The organism is Pelistega indica (genome assembly GCF_000506865.1).
Taxonomy (GTDB): domain Bacteria; phylum Pseudomonadota; class Gammaproteobacteria; order Burkholderiales; family Burkholderiaceae_B; genus Taylorella; species Taylorella indica.
Genome location: NZ_AYSV01000021.1, coordinates 1 through 16,151, shown reverse-complemented (window position 1 = coordinate 16,151; position 16,151 = coordinate 1). Strand labels below are relative to the sequence as shown.

The 16,151-nt window shown below is 37.6% G+C and carries 19 protein-coding genes; 15 read left to right on the top strand and 4 right to left on the bottom strand.

Going from position 1 to position 16,151, the window contains the following annotated elements; all coding sequences use genetic code 11:
* Positions 1 to 80 precede the first annotated feature (80 nt).
* Both V757_RS17620 and tenA read left to right on the top strand, forming a co-directional pair.
* On the top strand, positions 81 to 1,028 hold the full coding sequence (locus V757_RS17620; protein WP_023949515.1) for an ABC transporter substrate-binding protein: 948 nt from the start codon (positions 81 to 83) through the stop codon (positions 1,026 to 1,028).
* A gap of 18 nt (positions 1,029 to 1,046) precedes the next feature.
* The gene (gene tenA / locus V757_RS17615; RefSeq protein ID WP_031274119.1) at positions 1,047 to 1,709 is read left to right on the top strand and encodes a thiaminase II; all 663 of its coding nucleotides are present in this window, start codon (positions 1,047 to 1,049) and stop codon (positions 1,707 to 1,709) included.
* A gap of 139 nt (positions 1,710 to 1,848) precedes the next feature.
* On the opposite strand, the gene V757_RS28310 is transcribed toward tenA, so the two are convergent.
* Positions 1,849 to 2,013: a hypothetical protein gene (locus V757_RS28310; protein WP_023949511.1), complete on the bottom strand. Its 165-nt coding sequence runs from the start codon at positions 2,011 to 2,013 to the stop codon at positions 1,849 to 1,851.
* 423 nt (positions 2,014 to 2,436) lie between these two features.
* Here V757_RS28310 and V757_RS17610 point away from each other — a divergent pair, with 423 nt between their 5' ends.
* The 11 genes from V757_RS17610 to dnaQ all read left to right on the top strand — a co-directional run bounded on the left by V757_RS17610 (position 2,437) and on the right by dnaQ (position 11,630).
* The gene (locus tag V757_RS17610; RefSeq protein ID WP_023949509.1) at positions 2,437 to 2,850 is read left to right on the top strand and encodes a PaaI family thioesterase; all 414 of its coding nucleotides are present in this window, start codon (positions 2,437 to 2,439) and stop codon (positions 2,848 to 2,850) included.
* Between the two features lie 96 nt (positions 2,851 to 2,946).
* Complete coding sequence (locus tag V757_RS17605) at positions 2,947 to 3,318, top strand: GtrA family protein (RefSeq protein WP_023949507.1); 372 nt, start codon at positions 2,947 to 2,949, stop codon at positions 3,316 to 3,318.
* A complete protein-coding gene (locus V757_RS17600; RefSeq protein ID WP_023949505.1) occupies positions 3,308 to 4,360 on the top strand; it encodes a glycosyltransferase family 2 protein in 1,053 nt (350 codons plus the stop codon). Before V757_RS17605 ends, V757_RS17600 begins: the two co-directional genes overlap by 11 nt.
* A 20-nt stretch (positions 4,361 to 4,380) precedes the next feature.
* Entirely contained in the window at positions 4,381 to 5,847 is a 1,467-nt protein-coding gene (locus V757_RS17595; RefSeq protein WP_023949503.1) for an ArnT family glycosyltransferase, read from the top strand.
* A gap of 217 nt (positions 5,848 to 6,064) precedes the next feature.
* Positions 6,065 to 6,424: a response regulator transcription factor gene (locus V757_RS29070; protein ID WP_245586948.1), complete on the top strand. Its 360-nt coding sequence runs from the start codon at positions 6,065 to 6,067 to the stop codon at positions 6,422 to 6,424.
* The gene (locus V757_RS29065) at positions 6,393 to 6,683 is read left to right on the top strand and encodes a helix-turn-helix domain-containing protein (RefSeq protein ID WP_245586947.1); all 291 of its coding nucleotides are present in this window, start codon (positions 6,393 to 6,395) and stop codon (positions 6,681 to 6,683) included. The genes V757_RS29070 and V757_RS29065 overlap by 32 nt, the downstream gene beginning before the upstream one ends.
* Before the next feature lie 65 nt (positions 6,684 to 6,748).
* The gene (locus V757_RS17585) at positions 6,749 to 7,108 is read left to right on the top strand and encodes a hypothetical protein (RefSeq protein WP_023949501.1); all 360 of its coding nucleotides are present in this window, start codon (positions 6,749 to 6,751) and stop codon (positions 7,106 to 7,108) included.
* Complete coding sequence (locus V757_RS17580; protein ID WP_023949499.1) at positions 7,095 to 8,018, top strand: sensor histidine kinase; 924 nt, start codon at positions 7,095 to 7,097, stop codon at positions 8,016 to 8,018. Before V757_RS17585 ends, V757_RS17580 begins: the two co-directional genes overlap by 14 nt.
* A 63-nt stretch (positions 8,019 to 8,081) precedes the next feature.
* Complete coding sequence (locus V757_RS17575) at positions 8,082 to 9,977, top strand: LTA synthase family protein (RefSeq protein WP_023949497.1); 1,896 nt, start codon at positions 8,082 to 8,084, stop codon at positions 9,975 to 9,977.
* Positions 9,978 to 10,108: 131 nt separating this feature from the next.
* The gene (fabI, locus tag V757_RS17570; RefSeq protein ID WP_023949495.1) at positions 10,109 to 10,894 is read left to right on the top strand and encodes an enoyl-ACP reductase FabI; all 786 of its coding nucleotides are present in this window, start codon (positions 10,109 to 10,111) and stop codon (positions 10,892 to 10,894) included.
* Between the two features lie 16 nt (positions 10,895 to 10,910).
* Positions 10,911 to 11,630: a DNA polymerase III subunit epsilon gene (gene dnaQ, locus V757_RS17565; protein ID WP_023949493.1), complete on the top strand. Its 720-nt coding sequence runs from the start codon at positions 10,911 to 10,913 to the stop codon at positions 11,628 to 11,630.
* A 12-nt stretch (positions 11,631 to 11,642) separates the two neighbouring features.
* Here the strand turns inward: dnaQ and V757_RS17560 are convergent, their stop codons facing one another.
* Positions 11,643 to 12,197 (bottom strand): GNAT family N-acetyltransferase, encoded by a 555-nt coding sequence (locus tag V757_RS17560; RefSeq protein ID WP_023949491.1) that lies wholly within the window; start codon positions 12,195 to 12,197, stop codon positions 11,643 to 11,645.
* 128 nt (positions 12,198 to 12,325) lie between these two features.
* Between V757_RS17560 and V757_RS17555 the strand changes: the two genes are divergently transcribed.
* Both V757_RS17555 and V757_RS17550 read left to right on the top strand, forming a co-directional pair.
* The gene (locus tag V757_RS17555) at positions 12,326 to 12,793 is read left to right on the top strand and encodes a universal stress protein (RefSeq protein ID WP_023949489.1); all 468 of its coding nucleotides are present in this window, start codon (positions 12,326 to 12,328) and stop codon (positions 12,791 to 12,793) included.
* 235 nt (positions 12,794 to 13,028) lie between these two features.
* Positions 13,029 to 14,420 (top strand): MFS transporter, encoded by a 1,392-nt coding sequence (locus V757_RS17550; protein ID WP_023949486.1) that lies wholly within the window; start codon positions 13,029 to 13,031, stop codon positions 14,418 to 14,420.
* A gap of 46 nt (positions 14,421 to 14,466) precedes the next feature.
* Here V757_RS17550 and V757_RS17545 read toward each other — a convergent pair whose 3' ends face one another.
* The gene (locus V757_RS17545; protein WP_245586946.1) at positions 14,467 to 15,282 is read right to left on the bottom strand and encodes a DMT family transporter; all 816 of its coding nucleotides are present in this window, start codon (positions 15,280 to 15,282) and stop codon (positions 14,467 to 14,469) included.
* Positions 15,283 to 15,480: 198 nt separating this feature from the next.
* On the bottom strand, positions 15,481 to 16,151 hold a 671-nt coding region (bioB, locus tag V757_RS17540), incomplete at its 5' end, for a biotin synthase BioB (RefSeq protein WP_031274110.1).

The following is a 16,151-nucleotide window of genomic DNA, read 5'->3' as shown; positions in this document are numbered from 1 at the left end:
ATGGCATTGATACTTTATTTCGGTATTATGTTATGTTAAGAAAAATGCTTCCTGGGTAAATCATCAATAAAGAAGATAAGATGAAAGATAGTATGATTAAAACTACCTTAGCAGGATTACTAACATTGGCATTTGTTGGTTCAGTAAATGCTCAAGAAAAAATAAATTTAATATTGGATTGGTTTGTTAATCCAGATCATGCATCAGTAATTATTGCACAACAAAAGGGCTATTTTAAGGAACAAGGCTTGGAAGTAGAGATTGTGGAGCCAGCTGACCCTTCAACACCTCCCAAGTTAGTTGCTGCGGGTAAAGCAGATATGGCGGTAACTTATCAACCACAATTACATATGCAAATTGATGAAGGTTTACCATTAACAAGAGTAAGCTCTATCGTAGATAACCCGTTAAATTCAGTCGTTGTTTTAGCGGATAGTGGGATTAATGATATTCAGGATCTGAAAGGTAAAAAGGTGGGTTTTTCTGTTGCTGGATTTGAAGATGTATTACTAGGCGCGATGTTAGAGCATCATGGTTTAAGTCTAAAAGATGTAGAGTTGGTTAATGTCAATTGGTCGTTATCCCCATCATTATTAACGAAGAAAACTGATGCTGTTATTGGCGCTTTCCGTAATTTTGAATTAAACCAAATGCAGCTTGAAAACCAACAAGGGAAAGCCTTTTTTGTTGAGGATCATGGTGTTCCTTCCTATGATGAGTTAATTTTAGTGGTCAATAATAAGGATCGTAATAACGAAAAGTGGAAAAAGTTTAATGAAGCCTTAAGTAAAGCCGTGACTTATATCAATGCAGAGCCAGAGAAGGCTTGGACAGATTTTGTTAGCTATAAGCCAAAAGAACTAGATAATGAATTAAATCGTCGTGCATGGAAAGATACCTTACCGTATCTAGCAAAGCAGCCGGGTAAGCTAAATAAGCAACGGTATGAAGAGTTTGCTCAATTTATGTTAGATAAAAAATTAATTAAAAACAAGAGCGATGTTGATGATTATGCAATTGAACAATAAGTGAGAAATAAAGCAAAGATGAGTTTTTTTGAAAATTTAAAAAATGCAGCTCATAAAGAGTGGGTAGCCTATACACAACATGAATTTCTGCGTCAATTGGCGATGGGAACCTTAAGTAAAGAGAGTTTCCAACACTATCTAAAACAAGATTATTTATTTTTGTTGCAATTTACTCGTGCGTGGGGATTGGCTGTTTATAAAAGTCAAAACTTTGCCGACATGCGTTATGCTCAGGCAGGTGTGAATGCTATGTTGGATACGGAAATTGCCTTACATATTGATTATTGTAGAGAATGGGGAATTAGTGAAGAGGCACTATTAGAGGAGCCAGAAGCAAGTGCTTGTGTTGCCTATACGCGTTATGTACTTGATTGTGGCTTAAGTAACGATTTATTGAGCTTGCACGTGGCACTGATGCCTTGCTTAGTAGGGTATGCTGAGTCGGTAGATTGGCTATTAGCTCAACCTTTTACAGTGTTGGAGGGTAATCCTTATCGCCCTTGGATTGATATGTACGCTAGCGCTGAATATAGAGAAGTAGTGGGGTATGCCAAAGAACACCTTGAAAAGCTAGCTACTGGTATGACGAAGGAGCAGGGTCAGCAATTAAATAAGATCTTTAGTACAGCTACTCGGATGGAAGTTGCTTTTTGGGATATGGGTTTAAATCAGTTGTGGTAAAAAACAACTAGGTAAACAAAAAGCCAGTGACTATTTTACGTTATTGAGAGATAGAATGGATTTCTCTGTAAAAAGTCATTGGCTTTTTTTATGATTAAAACTTACGAAAAATGATTCAATCAGTGTGAGCTAAATTTTATTAACGTAAGCTTGTTTTTAGAGTAGGAATAATAGCTGAGTCTTTTTTAGGCAATAAGGCTAAACCAGCTTTGGTAGCGTGTGATTGTTTGCGTGACTCTTGTTTTTGAGTACGAACACTAACTTGAGTCGAGAATTCATGACGTAAACGATTTAATAATTTCATGATATTTTCCTTTTTATGAATAATAATTATTGGAATAGTTAATCTATGTTTATTGGGTTAAATGTAGCACGATAAGCACTGTTTTATAGACAATAGATTAAACAATTTATATTGCAGAAATATGAAGAACTGCAATTTGTTCAGTGGTAAATAATGTTAGGAATGACTGAACGCTTATTTCCTACAGTCACGTAGAAAAAATTAAATATAGACGCGATTCGTGAGATGAAATGTCTATAATCAGTAGCTAAGCGCAATAACACAACTTAATCACCTTAAATAGCACGGATTAAATACGACCACTAAAAATGTAAAAAGGGCTAGTGACTAAGAGTTACCTAGTGTCAACTATATGACAAATTTAGATTAAAAATAATGCTAGGCTTGACTTAACTAGGTCATATTAACATATTTGGAGAGAATATGGAAGCAAGTAAACAAGAAATAGAAAGTTTTTTAGCGACAGATTTTCCACAAAACCCTTGTGAAGTGTTAGAGGTTAATGAAGATTTTTGTTTGGTCCGTTATCCCATTAATGAGGATGCCTTAAGACCTGGTGGTACTGTCTCTGGTCCCGCCATGTTTTTTGCAGCCGATGTTGCCCTATATGTAGCAGTATTGTCTAAGATAGGAATTGTTCCTTTGGCTGTTACTTCACAAATGACCATTAATTTTTTACGTAAGCCAATAGCGAAGGCTAATCTCTTGGCTCAGGCAACACTAATCAAACAAGGGAAAACATTGCTTTATGGTGAGGTTTTTATTTATTCTGAACATCACCCTGATCCTGTGGCTCATGCTATTGGGACATATATTGCCCCATCAAATAAAGGATAAATTTGATATTTGCTTGATAAATTTTTGATAATTTATTGATAACTAAAATTTTATACTAGCGCCTATTCCAACTCCATTTATAGTAAGGAAAGGGTTGTGGCGTTTTTGTTTGTGCGATTTTTAATTAGTGGTGGCTTAGCGACAATTATACATTGGGTGGTATTTGCTTTATTAGCACATATAGGCATTGTGGCAGTTCTTGCTAGTACCATAGGTGCGATTACAGGTGCTATTGTGAATTACTATTTACAGTTTTATGTCACTTTTAAAAGCCAGCAGAAACATATAAAAACATTACCTACTTATTTGATAGCAGTTGGATTTAGTTTTTTTCTCAATGGCTTAATTTTTATGGGGCTTGAGAAAATATTACCTAATGAGTTAATGGTAGTACAGATATTAACGTCAATGGTAGTGACAGTAATTAATTTTATACTTTATAAAAAGGTTGTATTTCATGATCGCTAATGCTAATCCTTTATCAAATTATTCATGGTACGAGGCGAATCAGACTAAGCCTAAGGGCCCAACTTTATCTTTATTAATTCCCGTTTACAATGAACGTCAGGTATTAACGATTTTATATAAACGCTTAGTTAAAGTACTTAATCCATTAGCAATTTCCTATGAAATTGTACTGGTTGATGATGGTTCAAAAGACAGCTCTGGCGATGCTATGGTAGACATGTGTAAAACGCTACCTTACTTAAAAGTAGTTCGTTTAAGTCGTAATTTTGGTAAAGAAGCAGCATTAACAGCCGGTCTGCATTACGTAAGTGGCGATGCCACTATTATCATGGATGCAGATTTGCAAGATCCACCAGAATTAATTCCTGACATGTTAGCCGCATGGAAAGAAGGATACGATGTGGTCACTATGCGTAGAATTACACGTGAAGGTGAGACATGGTTCAAAAAATTCAGTGCGCATAGTTTTTATCGATTACTTAATCGCGTAAGTGATGTAGATATCCCTGCAGATACAGGTGATTTCCGATTAATGAGTAAAAAAGCGGTAGAGGCAATTAATCAATTGGGTGAACGAAAACGTTATATGAAAGGCTTGTTTGCCTGGATTGGGTTACCGACAAAAGAAATTACGTATCATCGTGAAGCGAGGGTGGCGGGTACGACGAAATGGAATTATGGTGGGCTAGTTGGACTAGCTCTTGAGGGGATTACCTCATTTTCGGTTACTCCTCTGCGCTTAACAATGGGTATCGGTGTGCTGACAGCATTAGTTGGTTTATTATTTGCAGCGTGGATTGCTATTAAAACAATCTTTTTGGGAGAAATTGTTCCGGGTTATCCTTCAATTATTTCATTAATGACCGTCTTAGGGGGCGTGCAACTAATCAGTATAGGATTGTTAGGAGAATATGTGGGTAAAACGTATTTTGAAGCGAAACAGCGTCCTGTTTTTCTTTTGCGAGATGTAACGGAAAGTCGCCCTCTAATGATTAATGAAAAATATAGTCAGACATTAATAAAAGAACAAATTTCTGAATAATAAGAACATTGAGATAGATAATGAATAACTTTAAATTTAAACAACTTGATTTAATGACTATAGTAGTCATGTTAATTGGTTGGATTCCGATGGTATTATTACCTTTTCAAGATACCACGGAACCTCGTTATGCCGAAATTTCTAGGTTAATGGCGAGTACAAATGACTGGATTACGCCATGGTTTGAGCCCGGTGTGCCTTTTTGGGGAAAACCTCCCCTTTCTTTTTGGGCGCAAGCGTTGTCTATCAAGATGTTTGGGACAGCTGAATGGGCTGTTAGATTACCTTCGTGGCTTGTGACTTGCTTGGGATTAGTTGTTTTACGTTTAGCACTTCATCGGGTTTACAATGAAAAAGTATCGCAATGGGCTGTGTTTATATTGTCCTCGTTTGCACTAGTATATTTAAACTCTGGTGGCGTATTGACAGATCCTTTTTTAACGTTTGGCACTACATTATGTTTTGGTAGTTTTATCGTGTGCATGAGTAGTGATGTCCCGAGTAAAAAATGGGGTTACTTATTTTTTATTGGCTTATCAATAGGTCTGTTATCTAAGGGGCCACTTGTTATTGTTTTAGTGGGAATACCTATTGCTATTTATTTAGGTTTAAATTGGTCAACATTTACTGTATTTAAACAATCCTTTCCATGGAAAAAAGGTTTTGTCCTGATGTTAGTTTTAGTGTTGCCCTGGTATATCATGGCAGAAATTAAAACACCAGGGTTTCTAAACTATTTTATCGTTGGTGAACATATTCTTCGTTATATTGATCCGGGTTGGACTGGTGATTTATATGGTACTGCACATAAAGAGTTCTACGGTAAAATTTGGCTACATTGGCTAGTATCATCATTACCTTGGTGGCCTGTACTGGTGGTTCTTTTAGTTAAGTTTAAAAAGAATCATGTACTGGAGCAGAAACTAGCGACTATTAAAAAAAAGCCTTTGTTTAGTTTTGTATTGGCATGGTCGCTCTGGTGTGGTGTATTTTTTACCTTCTCAGGGAATATTTTGTGGACTTATTTATTACCGTCAATGGTAGGGTTTGCTTTAATTGTGGCATGGTTTGTTGATGCGCAATCAGAAGGCAATAATCCACAAATGGTGATTTCATTGACTTGGTTGCAAAGAGTGGGATTCCTCGTGCCTGTATTTGTGGTGCTATTTTCTTGCGTCGCTATAGTCTATCCTTCTATGCTACGAACAGAAAAAGGTATTGTGCAATATACAGAGGAAAATTCGCCACAATTACCATTTATGTATTTTCGAAAAGTCCCTTTTTCAGCTACTTATTATTCTAAGCGTACCGTAAAGTCTATGGATGATGAGCAGATGAGTGATTATTTTAAAAATCCTACGTTAAGTAATCAAGCTGCCTATATAGCCGTGAATAAAGGTAGTATCGATGAATTTAAACAATTTTCTGTTGGGAATTTGCAAGAAGTATATCGTAGTAAACATTTTATTTTATTTAAAGTAAATTAATATTATTAAGAGTCAGAATTGTCGATATATGGGCTTTTATACTGAATTGATATAGTAGTGATTCAATAGGTAATTGAGTAGAACGGGTTGCCTGTAAAAGGCAAAAATAGAGGATAAAAGGATTCTAGTGTGCAATATATACGAGTGTTGATTGTAGAAGATCATAGTGCATTAGCTAATTAATCTCGCTGAATTTTTTGATGATACACATTATCAGTTGGACTTCGCATCAGATGGCCTTACCGCACTGCATCTTATGAGTACTCATGACTATGATGTCATTGTGATGGATGTGATGTTGCCTGGTATTTCGGGGGTTGAGTTGTGTAAACGTTTACGTAGAGATTTGGGGAAATCTACGCCATTGATTTTTATGACAGCTAAAGACCAACTTATAGATAAAGAAGAAGGGTTTGCTGCTGGAGCAGATGATTATTTGGTTAAGCCGTTTCATCTACGAGAGCTTCAGTTGCGGATTGATGCTTTAAGCAAACGAGTACAGAAAATAGCTTTTGGTGAGACTCACTCAATAGCAGGTTTTTTGTTTGATTGTAGATACTGGTATGGTGAAGCATGAAGACGGTGGATCTACTATTTTGATAGGGCTAGCCGCAGATATATTTAAAGAATTGTTATCTTATTATCCTAAGATGATAAGCTATGAGCAATTAGTCGATAATGTTTGGAATGAAAAAGAAGTTGATATGAATACCATACGAACTCATGTCTATGGCTTACGCAAACAACTTCAAGAAGCCTTTGGTTATGGTGTGATTAAAACATATCATGGCAAAGGATATCGATTACTTGGAAAAGGAGAGGTGCAGGGCTCTTAAAACCTGCACGTCAAAATGTCCAAAGAGCTATGAACAGGAGAGGTGCGTAGCGCCTAATTATTTTTATGCAATCTTTTTCTTCAAAACTGTATAAGACGATTATTTTACTGAGTGTTTTATTGATAGGAACGATGGTTTTACTTGTTCATTTTGTCGGTGAGGATTTAGAGAAAACGATTGTAGATATTAGTTTTATTGAAGAAAATCGCTTAATACAAAGTAATTTCACGGATAAAGGCCTCTTTATTATGGATGAGAAATTACAAAAAATTGCCTATATTCCTACAGGTATTGATCGTCCAGAGAGTTTTCCGACATTATTTATTGACTTTGATGAAGGGGTTTTTAAAGAAGTTGTTATTGATGGTGAGACATATATTGGGCGTATGCAACAGCTAGAGGGGGGGGCAGTTGTTTTATGCTAAAAATATTACTGTTTTTGAAAATAAAGAAACGTTATTTGCGAGATTATTATGGGGTATTGGTTTGCTAATGGTTATTTTTAGTGCATTCCTTGCTTATCTTGCTAGTGGACGTCTGGCGAAGCCATGGCAACAAATGACACAATCCATTGCTAATACGCCTATTGGGAAAGAAATTCCTAGTATTAATGAGGATTATGAAGAAAAAGAATTGCATGAAATTGCTGTTAATTTTAATCATTTTACGTCGGAGCTTAATGCTTACGTTAAGCGTGAGAATGCTATGCTGAGTTTAGCAAGCCATGAGTTGAGGACGCCTATAGCGGTTATTGCTGGAGCATTAGATATTATTGAATCTAGAGACCAATTAACGGAAAAAGATAAAATTACTGTTGCCAGAATTCGAGCGGCTAGTGATGAAATGGGCATGAATATTGATGTGCTTTTAAAGCTAGCTAGGAATAAACATCAAGCCAATACGGTCAATGAGGTATTTGTATTGAATGAGTTATTGGCACAAGTAAAAGAGGATTTGAGCAATATATATCCCGAAGAGCGTATTTCATTGCAAGGTGATAAAAATATTGTTGTGAATAGTGATATCACAATGGTTAAAATGTTAATTAGGAATTTAGTACAAAACGCCCTTCATCATACGCGCGGAAAGATTGCTATTTTGCTTAATGAGAACTCTATTGATATCGTGGATGAAGGTCAGGGACTTAGCAAAGAGCAGCAAAACCGGCTATTACAAGATACTCAAATTGCAGGGCTAGATGGGTTAGGTCTCTATATAGTGCGTCTATTAAGTGAGCGAGTGAATTGGCCATTATCCATTGTGAAAACCGATGCTAATGGCACTATATTGCGATTAGATTTTCGGTTAAGTCTGGTAACAGTAACACTTGTTTAGACAAAAAGTACGGTAGTATTTCGTGTATCATCAAGCCTAGTTTTTTAATTAGTATTTCTTCTCATGTATTTACAGCTTTTATACTTTTTTCTGGCTTTTCTGTTATTGCTAACCTTGTCTCGCATGGCATTAGTATTATGGCAGTTTTCTCGTGTTAAAAACTATCCTCTCGCGCCATTATTTATTGGAGGGTTAAGAATTGATTTGAGTAGCCTAGGAATGCTGATGATTCCTTCTTTACTGTTTGCACCTTGGTTTGATGGTAGTGTGGTGGCACAACAAATTCATGCCATATGGTTATGTATCGCGAGTTTATTACTATTAATTCCTGAGGTATCGACGGCTCAATTTATCATGGAATATGATACTCGTCCCAACCGCTTGTTCGTGGACTATTTAAAGCATCCACAAGAGGTGTTTGGGATGTTATGGAAAGGATTCAAGGGGATTTTAATCAGTGGCACTATAGGCGTAATTGTACTTGTTATTGGAGTCTATTTACTTTTCCAAGGACCTAAAGCGCATATTGGTAGTGATCATTTTGTATTTCAACTCATTCAGTTTTTACTTGGTGCAGCAGTGGTTGTGCTGATGATTAGAGGTACTTTGCAACATCGACCAATTAATCCTGCTACTGTGGCTTATGCTGGAGATAGTATGGTGAATACACTGCCACTTAATTCATTTTACAGTGTCTATTATGCCATTTACAGCATTAAGAATGAGCGCTCTGCAAAACAAGCTTATGGCAAAATGGATGAGCAACAGGTATATCAATTGGTTAATGAGGCAGCAGGTATTCAAGCAGAGAGAAATGACGCTAACATTCCGTCTTGGCATACACAAATAGCGACTCAAGAAATTAATAGACCGAAAAATATTGTGCTTATTGTGCAAGAAAGTTTGGGTGCTCAATATATTGGAGGTTTAGGTGGGCAAGATTTGTCTCCTCATTTTGATGCGTTGATGAAACAAGGTTGGGCATTTAAACGATGCTATGCCACAGGAACTCGGTCAGTACGCGGGTTAGAGGCTATAAGTAGTGGATTTGCGCCTACGTTATCTGATGCTGTATTGAGACTGGGAAAATCGCAATCACAGTTTTTTACGCTTGCACAATTATTAAAACCTATGGGTTATAGAACTAGCTTTATCTACGGTGGAGAGGCTCATTTTGATAATATGCGTTCTTTCTTTTTAGGTAATGGTTTCAACGAGCTCTATGATCGTGCTAGTTTTGATAATCCTGTTTTTGAGGGGACTTGGGGAGTATCTGATGAAGATATGTTTAATAAATTACATACTATTCTTAGCGAAGATTTAGAAACACCTAAACTTTCTTTGGCATTTACAGTGACGAACCATACGCCTTGGGAATACCCAGAAGGTAGAATTAATCCTGTCGGAGAAGTGGCTAGCGTTGAGAACTCAGTACGTTATGTTGACTGGTGTATGGGACAGTTTTTTGAAAAAGCTAAACAATCACCTTATTGGGAAAATACTTTATTTTTGATCGTAGCTGATCATGATTCTCGAGTTTGGGGGCAGACGTTAGTACCTCTCAAACATTTCCATATCCCTGCCTTAATCTTAGGGGCTGATGTGCCAGTAAAGGAAGACGAGCGAATTATGAGTCAGTTAGATTTACCCGTTACCTTACTTTCATTAGCAGGTATTACTGCTGCACACCCTATGATTGGTCATGACCTGACTCATACTGAAGGTGGTGGGCGAGCGATGATGCAATATAATGATAATTATGGCTATTTAAAAGGTGATGTATTAACGGTCTTACAGCCAGGGCTTGAGGCAAAACAGTTGAAATATAGCGTTCCAGAAACGTATCAGGAAATAGCAAATGCAGACCAAAAACTGATAGAAATCGCTAAAGCCCATGCGATTTGGCCAACGCTTTTATATGAAAAAGGCTTATATACCTTGCCTTCCTTAAAAAAGTAAGTTGTGTAGAGAGGGTATTTGTACAAAGAATATGCTAACATTACAGCAATTAAGAATAGCATTAGATAGCTAATGAGTGGGGTGATATAGGGTATCGCCCTTGTCATTTATACAGTTATACGGGATGAGAAATGGGTTTTTTAGCAAACAAAAAAAATATTAATTACGGGTGTTATTTCTGTGATCGTTCAATTGCTTATGGTATTGCCAAAGCCTGTCATGAGCAAGGTGCTGAATTAGCATTTACTTATGTGGGTGAGCGCTTCCAAGAGCGAGTGACTAAGTTTGCCAATGAATTTGGTAGTGATATCGTGATACCTTGTGATGTGGGTAGTGACGAAGAAATCGAAAATGCTGTGGCTGAGTTAGCCAAGCATTGGGATGGGTTAGACGGTCTAGTGCATTCAATTGGTTTTGCGCCAAGAGAAGCTATTGCAGGTGAGTTTTTAGATGGTATTAGCCGAGAAAATTTCCGTATAGCACATGATATCTCTGCCTATAGTTTCCCAGCGTTAGCAAAAGCCGCATTACCTTTGCTAGAGAAAAATCAAGGGTCATTATTAACATTGACTTATTTAGGTGCAGAAAAAGTTGTTCCTCATTACAACACAATGGGACTAGCCAAAGCTTCGTTAGAAGCAAGTGTACGCTATTTGGCAGGTAATTTGGGTGGTAAAGGTATTCGAGTAAATGGTATTTCTGCTGGCCCAATCAAAACATTAGCCGCAGCAGGAATTAAAGATTTTTCGGAAATCTTTAATTTTGTTGAAAAGCATGCTCCGTTACGTCGTAATGTAACGATTGAAGATGTAGGTAATACAGCAGCCTTTTTATTATCTCAGTTAGCTTCGGGTATTACTGGTGAAATTATCCATGTCGATGGCGGTTTCTCAGTGGTTGTCCCTGGTATGGCTTAATTGAAGGCATTTATTTATGCGTCAAATCGTATTTGATACCGAAACGACAGGTCTTAAAGTCGCCGACGGTAATCGGGTGATTGAATTAGGGGGTGTGGAGCTTATTGACCGCAAAGTCACCGGCAATAATCTCCATCTCTATTTCAATCCTGGGCGAGATAGTGAGCCTGGTGCCCTAGAAGTACATGGTTTGACCACAGAATTTTTGTCTCAATATCCTCCATTTGAAACTCAGATGGAAAGTATTATTGAGTTTATTCGAGGGGCTGAGTTAGTTGCTCATAATGCTGAATTCGATATTGGTTTTTTAAATCACGAATTTGCTTTGGCCGGGTACAAACCAGTAAGGGAATATATTGCTAATGTAGTCGATACTTATGCCTTAGCGAAAGAGCTATTGCCCGGTGTACGTATGTTGAGTCTAGATGCACTATGTACACGTTTTGATATCTCTAACGAACATCGCGTGCTACATGGCGCCTTACTGGATGCAGAGTTATTGGCTGATGTGTACGTGGCAATGACCCGTGTTCAGTTTGGTCTTGGCTTGTCATTTGAGAATATTGAGAGTACGACAGAGCAAGTTACACGCAGTGTAGATCAGAACATAGCAAAAAGCCTTCCTATTATTTATGCCAATGAACAAGAGCTTGCAGAGCATAACGCCTATGTTGGTGTTTTAGAAAAAGCGTCTGGGGGACCAACCCTGTGGTCCCCATCTGAGTCCATTGAATAGTTGTTTGTAAGATTATATTGTTTCGGGAAGAGAGTCTTTTCCCCCGTTAATTGCTTTGTACATAATAACAGTATCAAGCCAGCGACCAAATTTAAAGCCAGTTCCAGGTTCAATACCAACAAGCGTAAAGCCTAATTTTTCATGTAACTTGATAGATGGCAGGTTTTCACTATCACCAATTACAGCAATGATTAAATGCCAAGGGCCTTGCTCTGCCAGACTAAGTAATTCGGATAATAGTATCGAACCTAACCCTTTTCCTGTATAGTCTTTGTCTAAATAAATTGAGTCCTCTAAGGTAAAACGATAGGCTTTTCGAGGACGATAAGAACCTAAATAAGCATAAGCACAGACTTTTCCTTGATCGTCTATTGCCACAATATATGGAAACCCAGCATCCAATGTTTTTTGCATACGCTGTTGCATATCTGCTAGCGTGGGTACTTCTTCTTCAAAGGTAGCTGTACCACGTAACACATGATGAGAATATATCTCAAGAATTCTGGGAACATCATTAAGGGTAGCTTTACGAATAGTAAAGGCAGAGGGGGCATCGGTAAGAGTCATAAAAAACACGAAAGAGTGATATAAATCAATGATAATTTAAAAATATTAGCTTAAAATAAAGATAAGCAGTAGAGCCGTTATTATAAACGACCATTTATGAATACTAATGTTTTTAGGAGTTATTTTGTATGTATAAGAAAATTCTTCTCCCAGTTGATGGCTCAGAGACTTCTGCCTTAGCCGCTAATGCTGGTATTACCTTTGCGCGCCAGGTCGGCGCTGAAATTGTGGCGATTAATGTGACACAGCCATTTTCTACACTAATTGGTTTTGATGGAATGGCGGCGTCTTATGCGATTTCTGATGGGGATTATGAAGAGGCAGCTAAAAAAGAAGCCGAAGAGTACTTAAAACCAGTATTGGAAAGAGCTAATGCGGCTGGTGTAAAAGCAACGTCAGTGATTGTATCAAACTACAATGTAGCTGATGGTGTAGTTGATGCAGCAAAAGAGCATGGATGTGATTTAATTTATATTGCTACTCATGGACGTAGTGGTTTGTCTCGTTTATTGCTAGGTAGTGTAACAACCAAAGTGATTTCATTAGCTCCTGTTTCAGTGCTAGTATATCGTATGCCTGATAGCTCAGCAGCATAAGTATTCTTAGACATCAATGAAAAAATCGGGTTTTGATATTGTCATTACCCGATTTTTTTTATAGTTCAATTAAATCAGGTTATTATTATTTATCCAAAAGATTTATCCAATGCACATGTTTTGGACATACTAACTGTATAGAGAGTGGTGTAGCTATGAAAGGGCTATTCTCTAGTGACATGGTATTCACTGTTGTTAAATAGCATTGGAGTATTGATTAAGCAGCTAGATAACCATGATTAAGATTTTATCCTCTTTTGGCTCATTATATTTTGCCATATTTTTATTATCCTCTGGTACTGGGTTATATAACACTTATATGTCGTTGCGATTGACCCAAGATGGCATATCTCAATCTTGGGTGGGGTTGCTGATTGCCGCCTATTATTTTGGCCTAGTATTAGGTGTTCGATTTGGACATAAATTAATCGGTAATGTCGGCCATATTAGAGCTTATGTAGCGAGTGCGGCAGTAGTGGTGGTTATGGTTTTAGCCCAATCGTTGATTCCTGTTAAAGAGGTTTGGCTATTATTGCGTGTGGTTGTGGGTATCGCGATGGTAACACAGTATATGGTGCTAGAGAGTTGGTTGAGTGATCAATCTGATGTGCATAATCGTGGCGTAGTATTTTCTTTTTACATGATTATGAGTAGCTTAGGGATTGTAGTTGGTCAGATGTCGATTAGATTTTTTCCTGAGTTAGAGATTTCTGTTCTGAATGCTGTTGCCATTTCTAGCTCCCTTTGCTTAATCCCTATGGCATTGACCAAAAGAGCATCTCCTCAATTGCAATCACAGGCACCTTTAAATATGCGAATGTATATCCGAATGGTACCTGTGCCGCTAGTGGTATTGTTTCTTGGTGGTTGTATTACCAGTGCCTTTTATAGTTTAGCTGCAGTCTATGCCAACAAAAATGGTTTAACAGCTAATCAGTCAGCGTTATTTTTATCTGTAAGTGTGACAGCAGGATTATTAGCGCAATGGCCTATGGGGTATTTAAGTGATCGTTTTAATCGCTTACGAATGTTACGCGTTAGTTCGTTCGGTTTGGCCCTTGCTAGCTCACCCTTATTACTCTTAGACTCACCAAGTTTAGGTATGATGCTAGTCATTATTGCATGTATGGGATGTTTACAATTCACCTTTTATCCCTTATCTGTTGCATTAGCCAATGAGCATGTTTCACAAGCAATGCGGGTGGGTCTTAGTGGTGCCTTGTTATTAGCATTTAGTATCGGAGCTACTTTAGGACCTATCGTAGCTGGGCGCTTAATGGATTATGGTGGTGCAAATATGTATATTGTTTACGTGATGGGCTGCGCAATTGTGATGGGATTGTTTGTAAGTAAGTCACATGCTAACTATCACCCTAATATTGAAAATGCACAATATGTGCCGATGGCAGTGGATGTATCTCCCGCTCCTGTAGTCCATGAGTTAGACCCTCGTATTGATGTGGAAAAAGATATTTCTACAGATGCACAAGTGATGGAGCAAGTCAAAGATTTGGTGCTTAATACAGAGCATCCTGTGAGTCCAATCATTCCCAATTTATTGGTTGATGAACAAGATTTTGAGTGGACGAATCACAGGAAGTCTAGTGATAATTCAACGTCTAATTAGATGTTTAGATGGATTGTGTTCTACATACCTTATTAAGATTTTAGGATTAGGCTTTTAATGCCCAAAAATATAATAATCCAACAGCACTGATGGCTAATAGAATCCCCAAGGCATTGATAGGTGATATTTTTTCTTTAAATACTAATGCCCCAATAATGGTGCCTAAGCTGATAACACCAATATTCATCGTGGTAAATACGAGAGTTGGGTTTTCCTTGAAGGCTTGATGGGCACGGATATAAAACAGAATATTACCAAAATTAAATAATCCTAAAATTAAGCCAGCGATGATCGATTGTTTGTTGAACGATACTCGGTTAAGTAATAGGTACACAAACATTAGTAGTCCAGCTAAGGCAAACGTAATGAATAGACCAGTAGGAAACGCAGTGCCTGTTTTAGCTAATTGTTTAAATAAAATGTCTATGACACCATAACCAACCCATACCAAGCTTAAAAATAGAGCAGCCTGTTTGTGTGATGATTGATTACTATTAAGTGGTTTGTGTAATAAGCAAAATAAGGCTAAAAAGGCGACCCCCAGACTAATTAAGCGTGGAGTCGAAATCACTTCCCCTAAAATAGTGAATGATGCCAGAATCGGAATAAATAGCGACAAACGTTGCGCTGCATCCGAGCGTACAATGCCAGCTGTCTCTACGGACTTAAACATCATGATAAAGATGGTGGGTAATAATACGCCTAGGGCGATGAATAATAGCCATGGTTGATTATCTACTTGATGTGGTAAGTTAGGTTTTAAGAAGAACCAGGTAAGGGTAATCGCTGTTAGATAGTTAAAAGCAATCGCTTGTCGAATATCTACGTGGTTTTTGCGAGAGATTTTTAACAAAACAGACACAATAACGCTACATAGGATGCTAAAAATTAGAAAGTGCATAATGTTTTAAACAAAAAAGTTAACCAAACAATGCTTAAAATCGTTGACGCGTAGGTTTTAAGTCTATGTCATAAAAATCAATCAATAAATTATGATTAATTATGAAAACCTACTTGTCAAAAAAATAAAGCAAGCTAATTATCTGAAATGAATAGAATGTTATTTTGAACTTAGGTCTAATTTGCTCATCAAGGCTTTATCTGCTTCAATCCTAGGGTTGGCTGTTGTGAGTAATTCTTCTCCGTAGAAGATAGAGTTAGCACCTGCCATAAAGCACAATGCTTGCGTACTTTCAGGCATTTGTTCACGACCTGCTGATAGGCGTACGTGAGACTTGGGCATAATAATTCTTGCTACGGCAATAGTACGAATAAACTCAAAAGGATCTAAGTCGTCTACTTCTTCTAATGGAGTGCCAGAAACCTTGACTAATTGATTAATAGGCACTGATTCTGGTGGTGGATTTAAGTTAGCTAGTTGGCTTAATAATCCGGCACGTTGAGCGCGTGATTCGCCCAACCCCACAATACCACCACAGCAAATATTAATGCCAGCATTACGTACACGCTGTAGCGTATCTAAACGATCTTGGTAAGTACGGGTAGTAATAATTTCACCATAAAACTCTGGTGAGGTATCTAAATTATGATTGTAGTAGTCTAGACCAGCTTCTTTTAATTTTTCTGCTTGCCCCTCTTTTAGCATACCAAGTGTGACACAGGTTTCCATACCCATTGCTTTGACCTGGCGAATCATTTCCATGACATCTTCAAGTTGATGCTKAGCTTTAGGGCCTCGCCAATGCTGCACCATACAGAATCGTTCGTTGC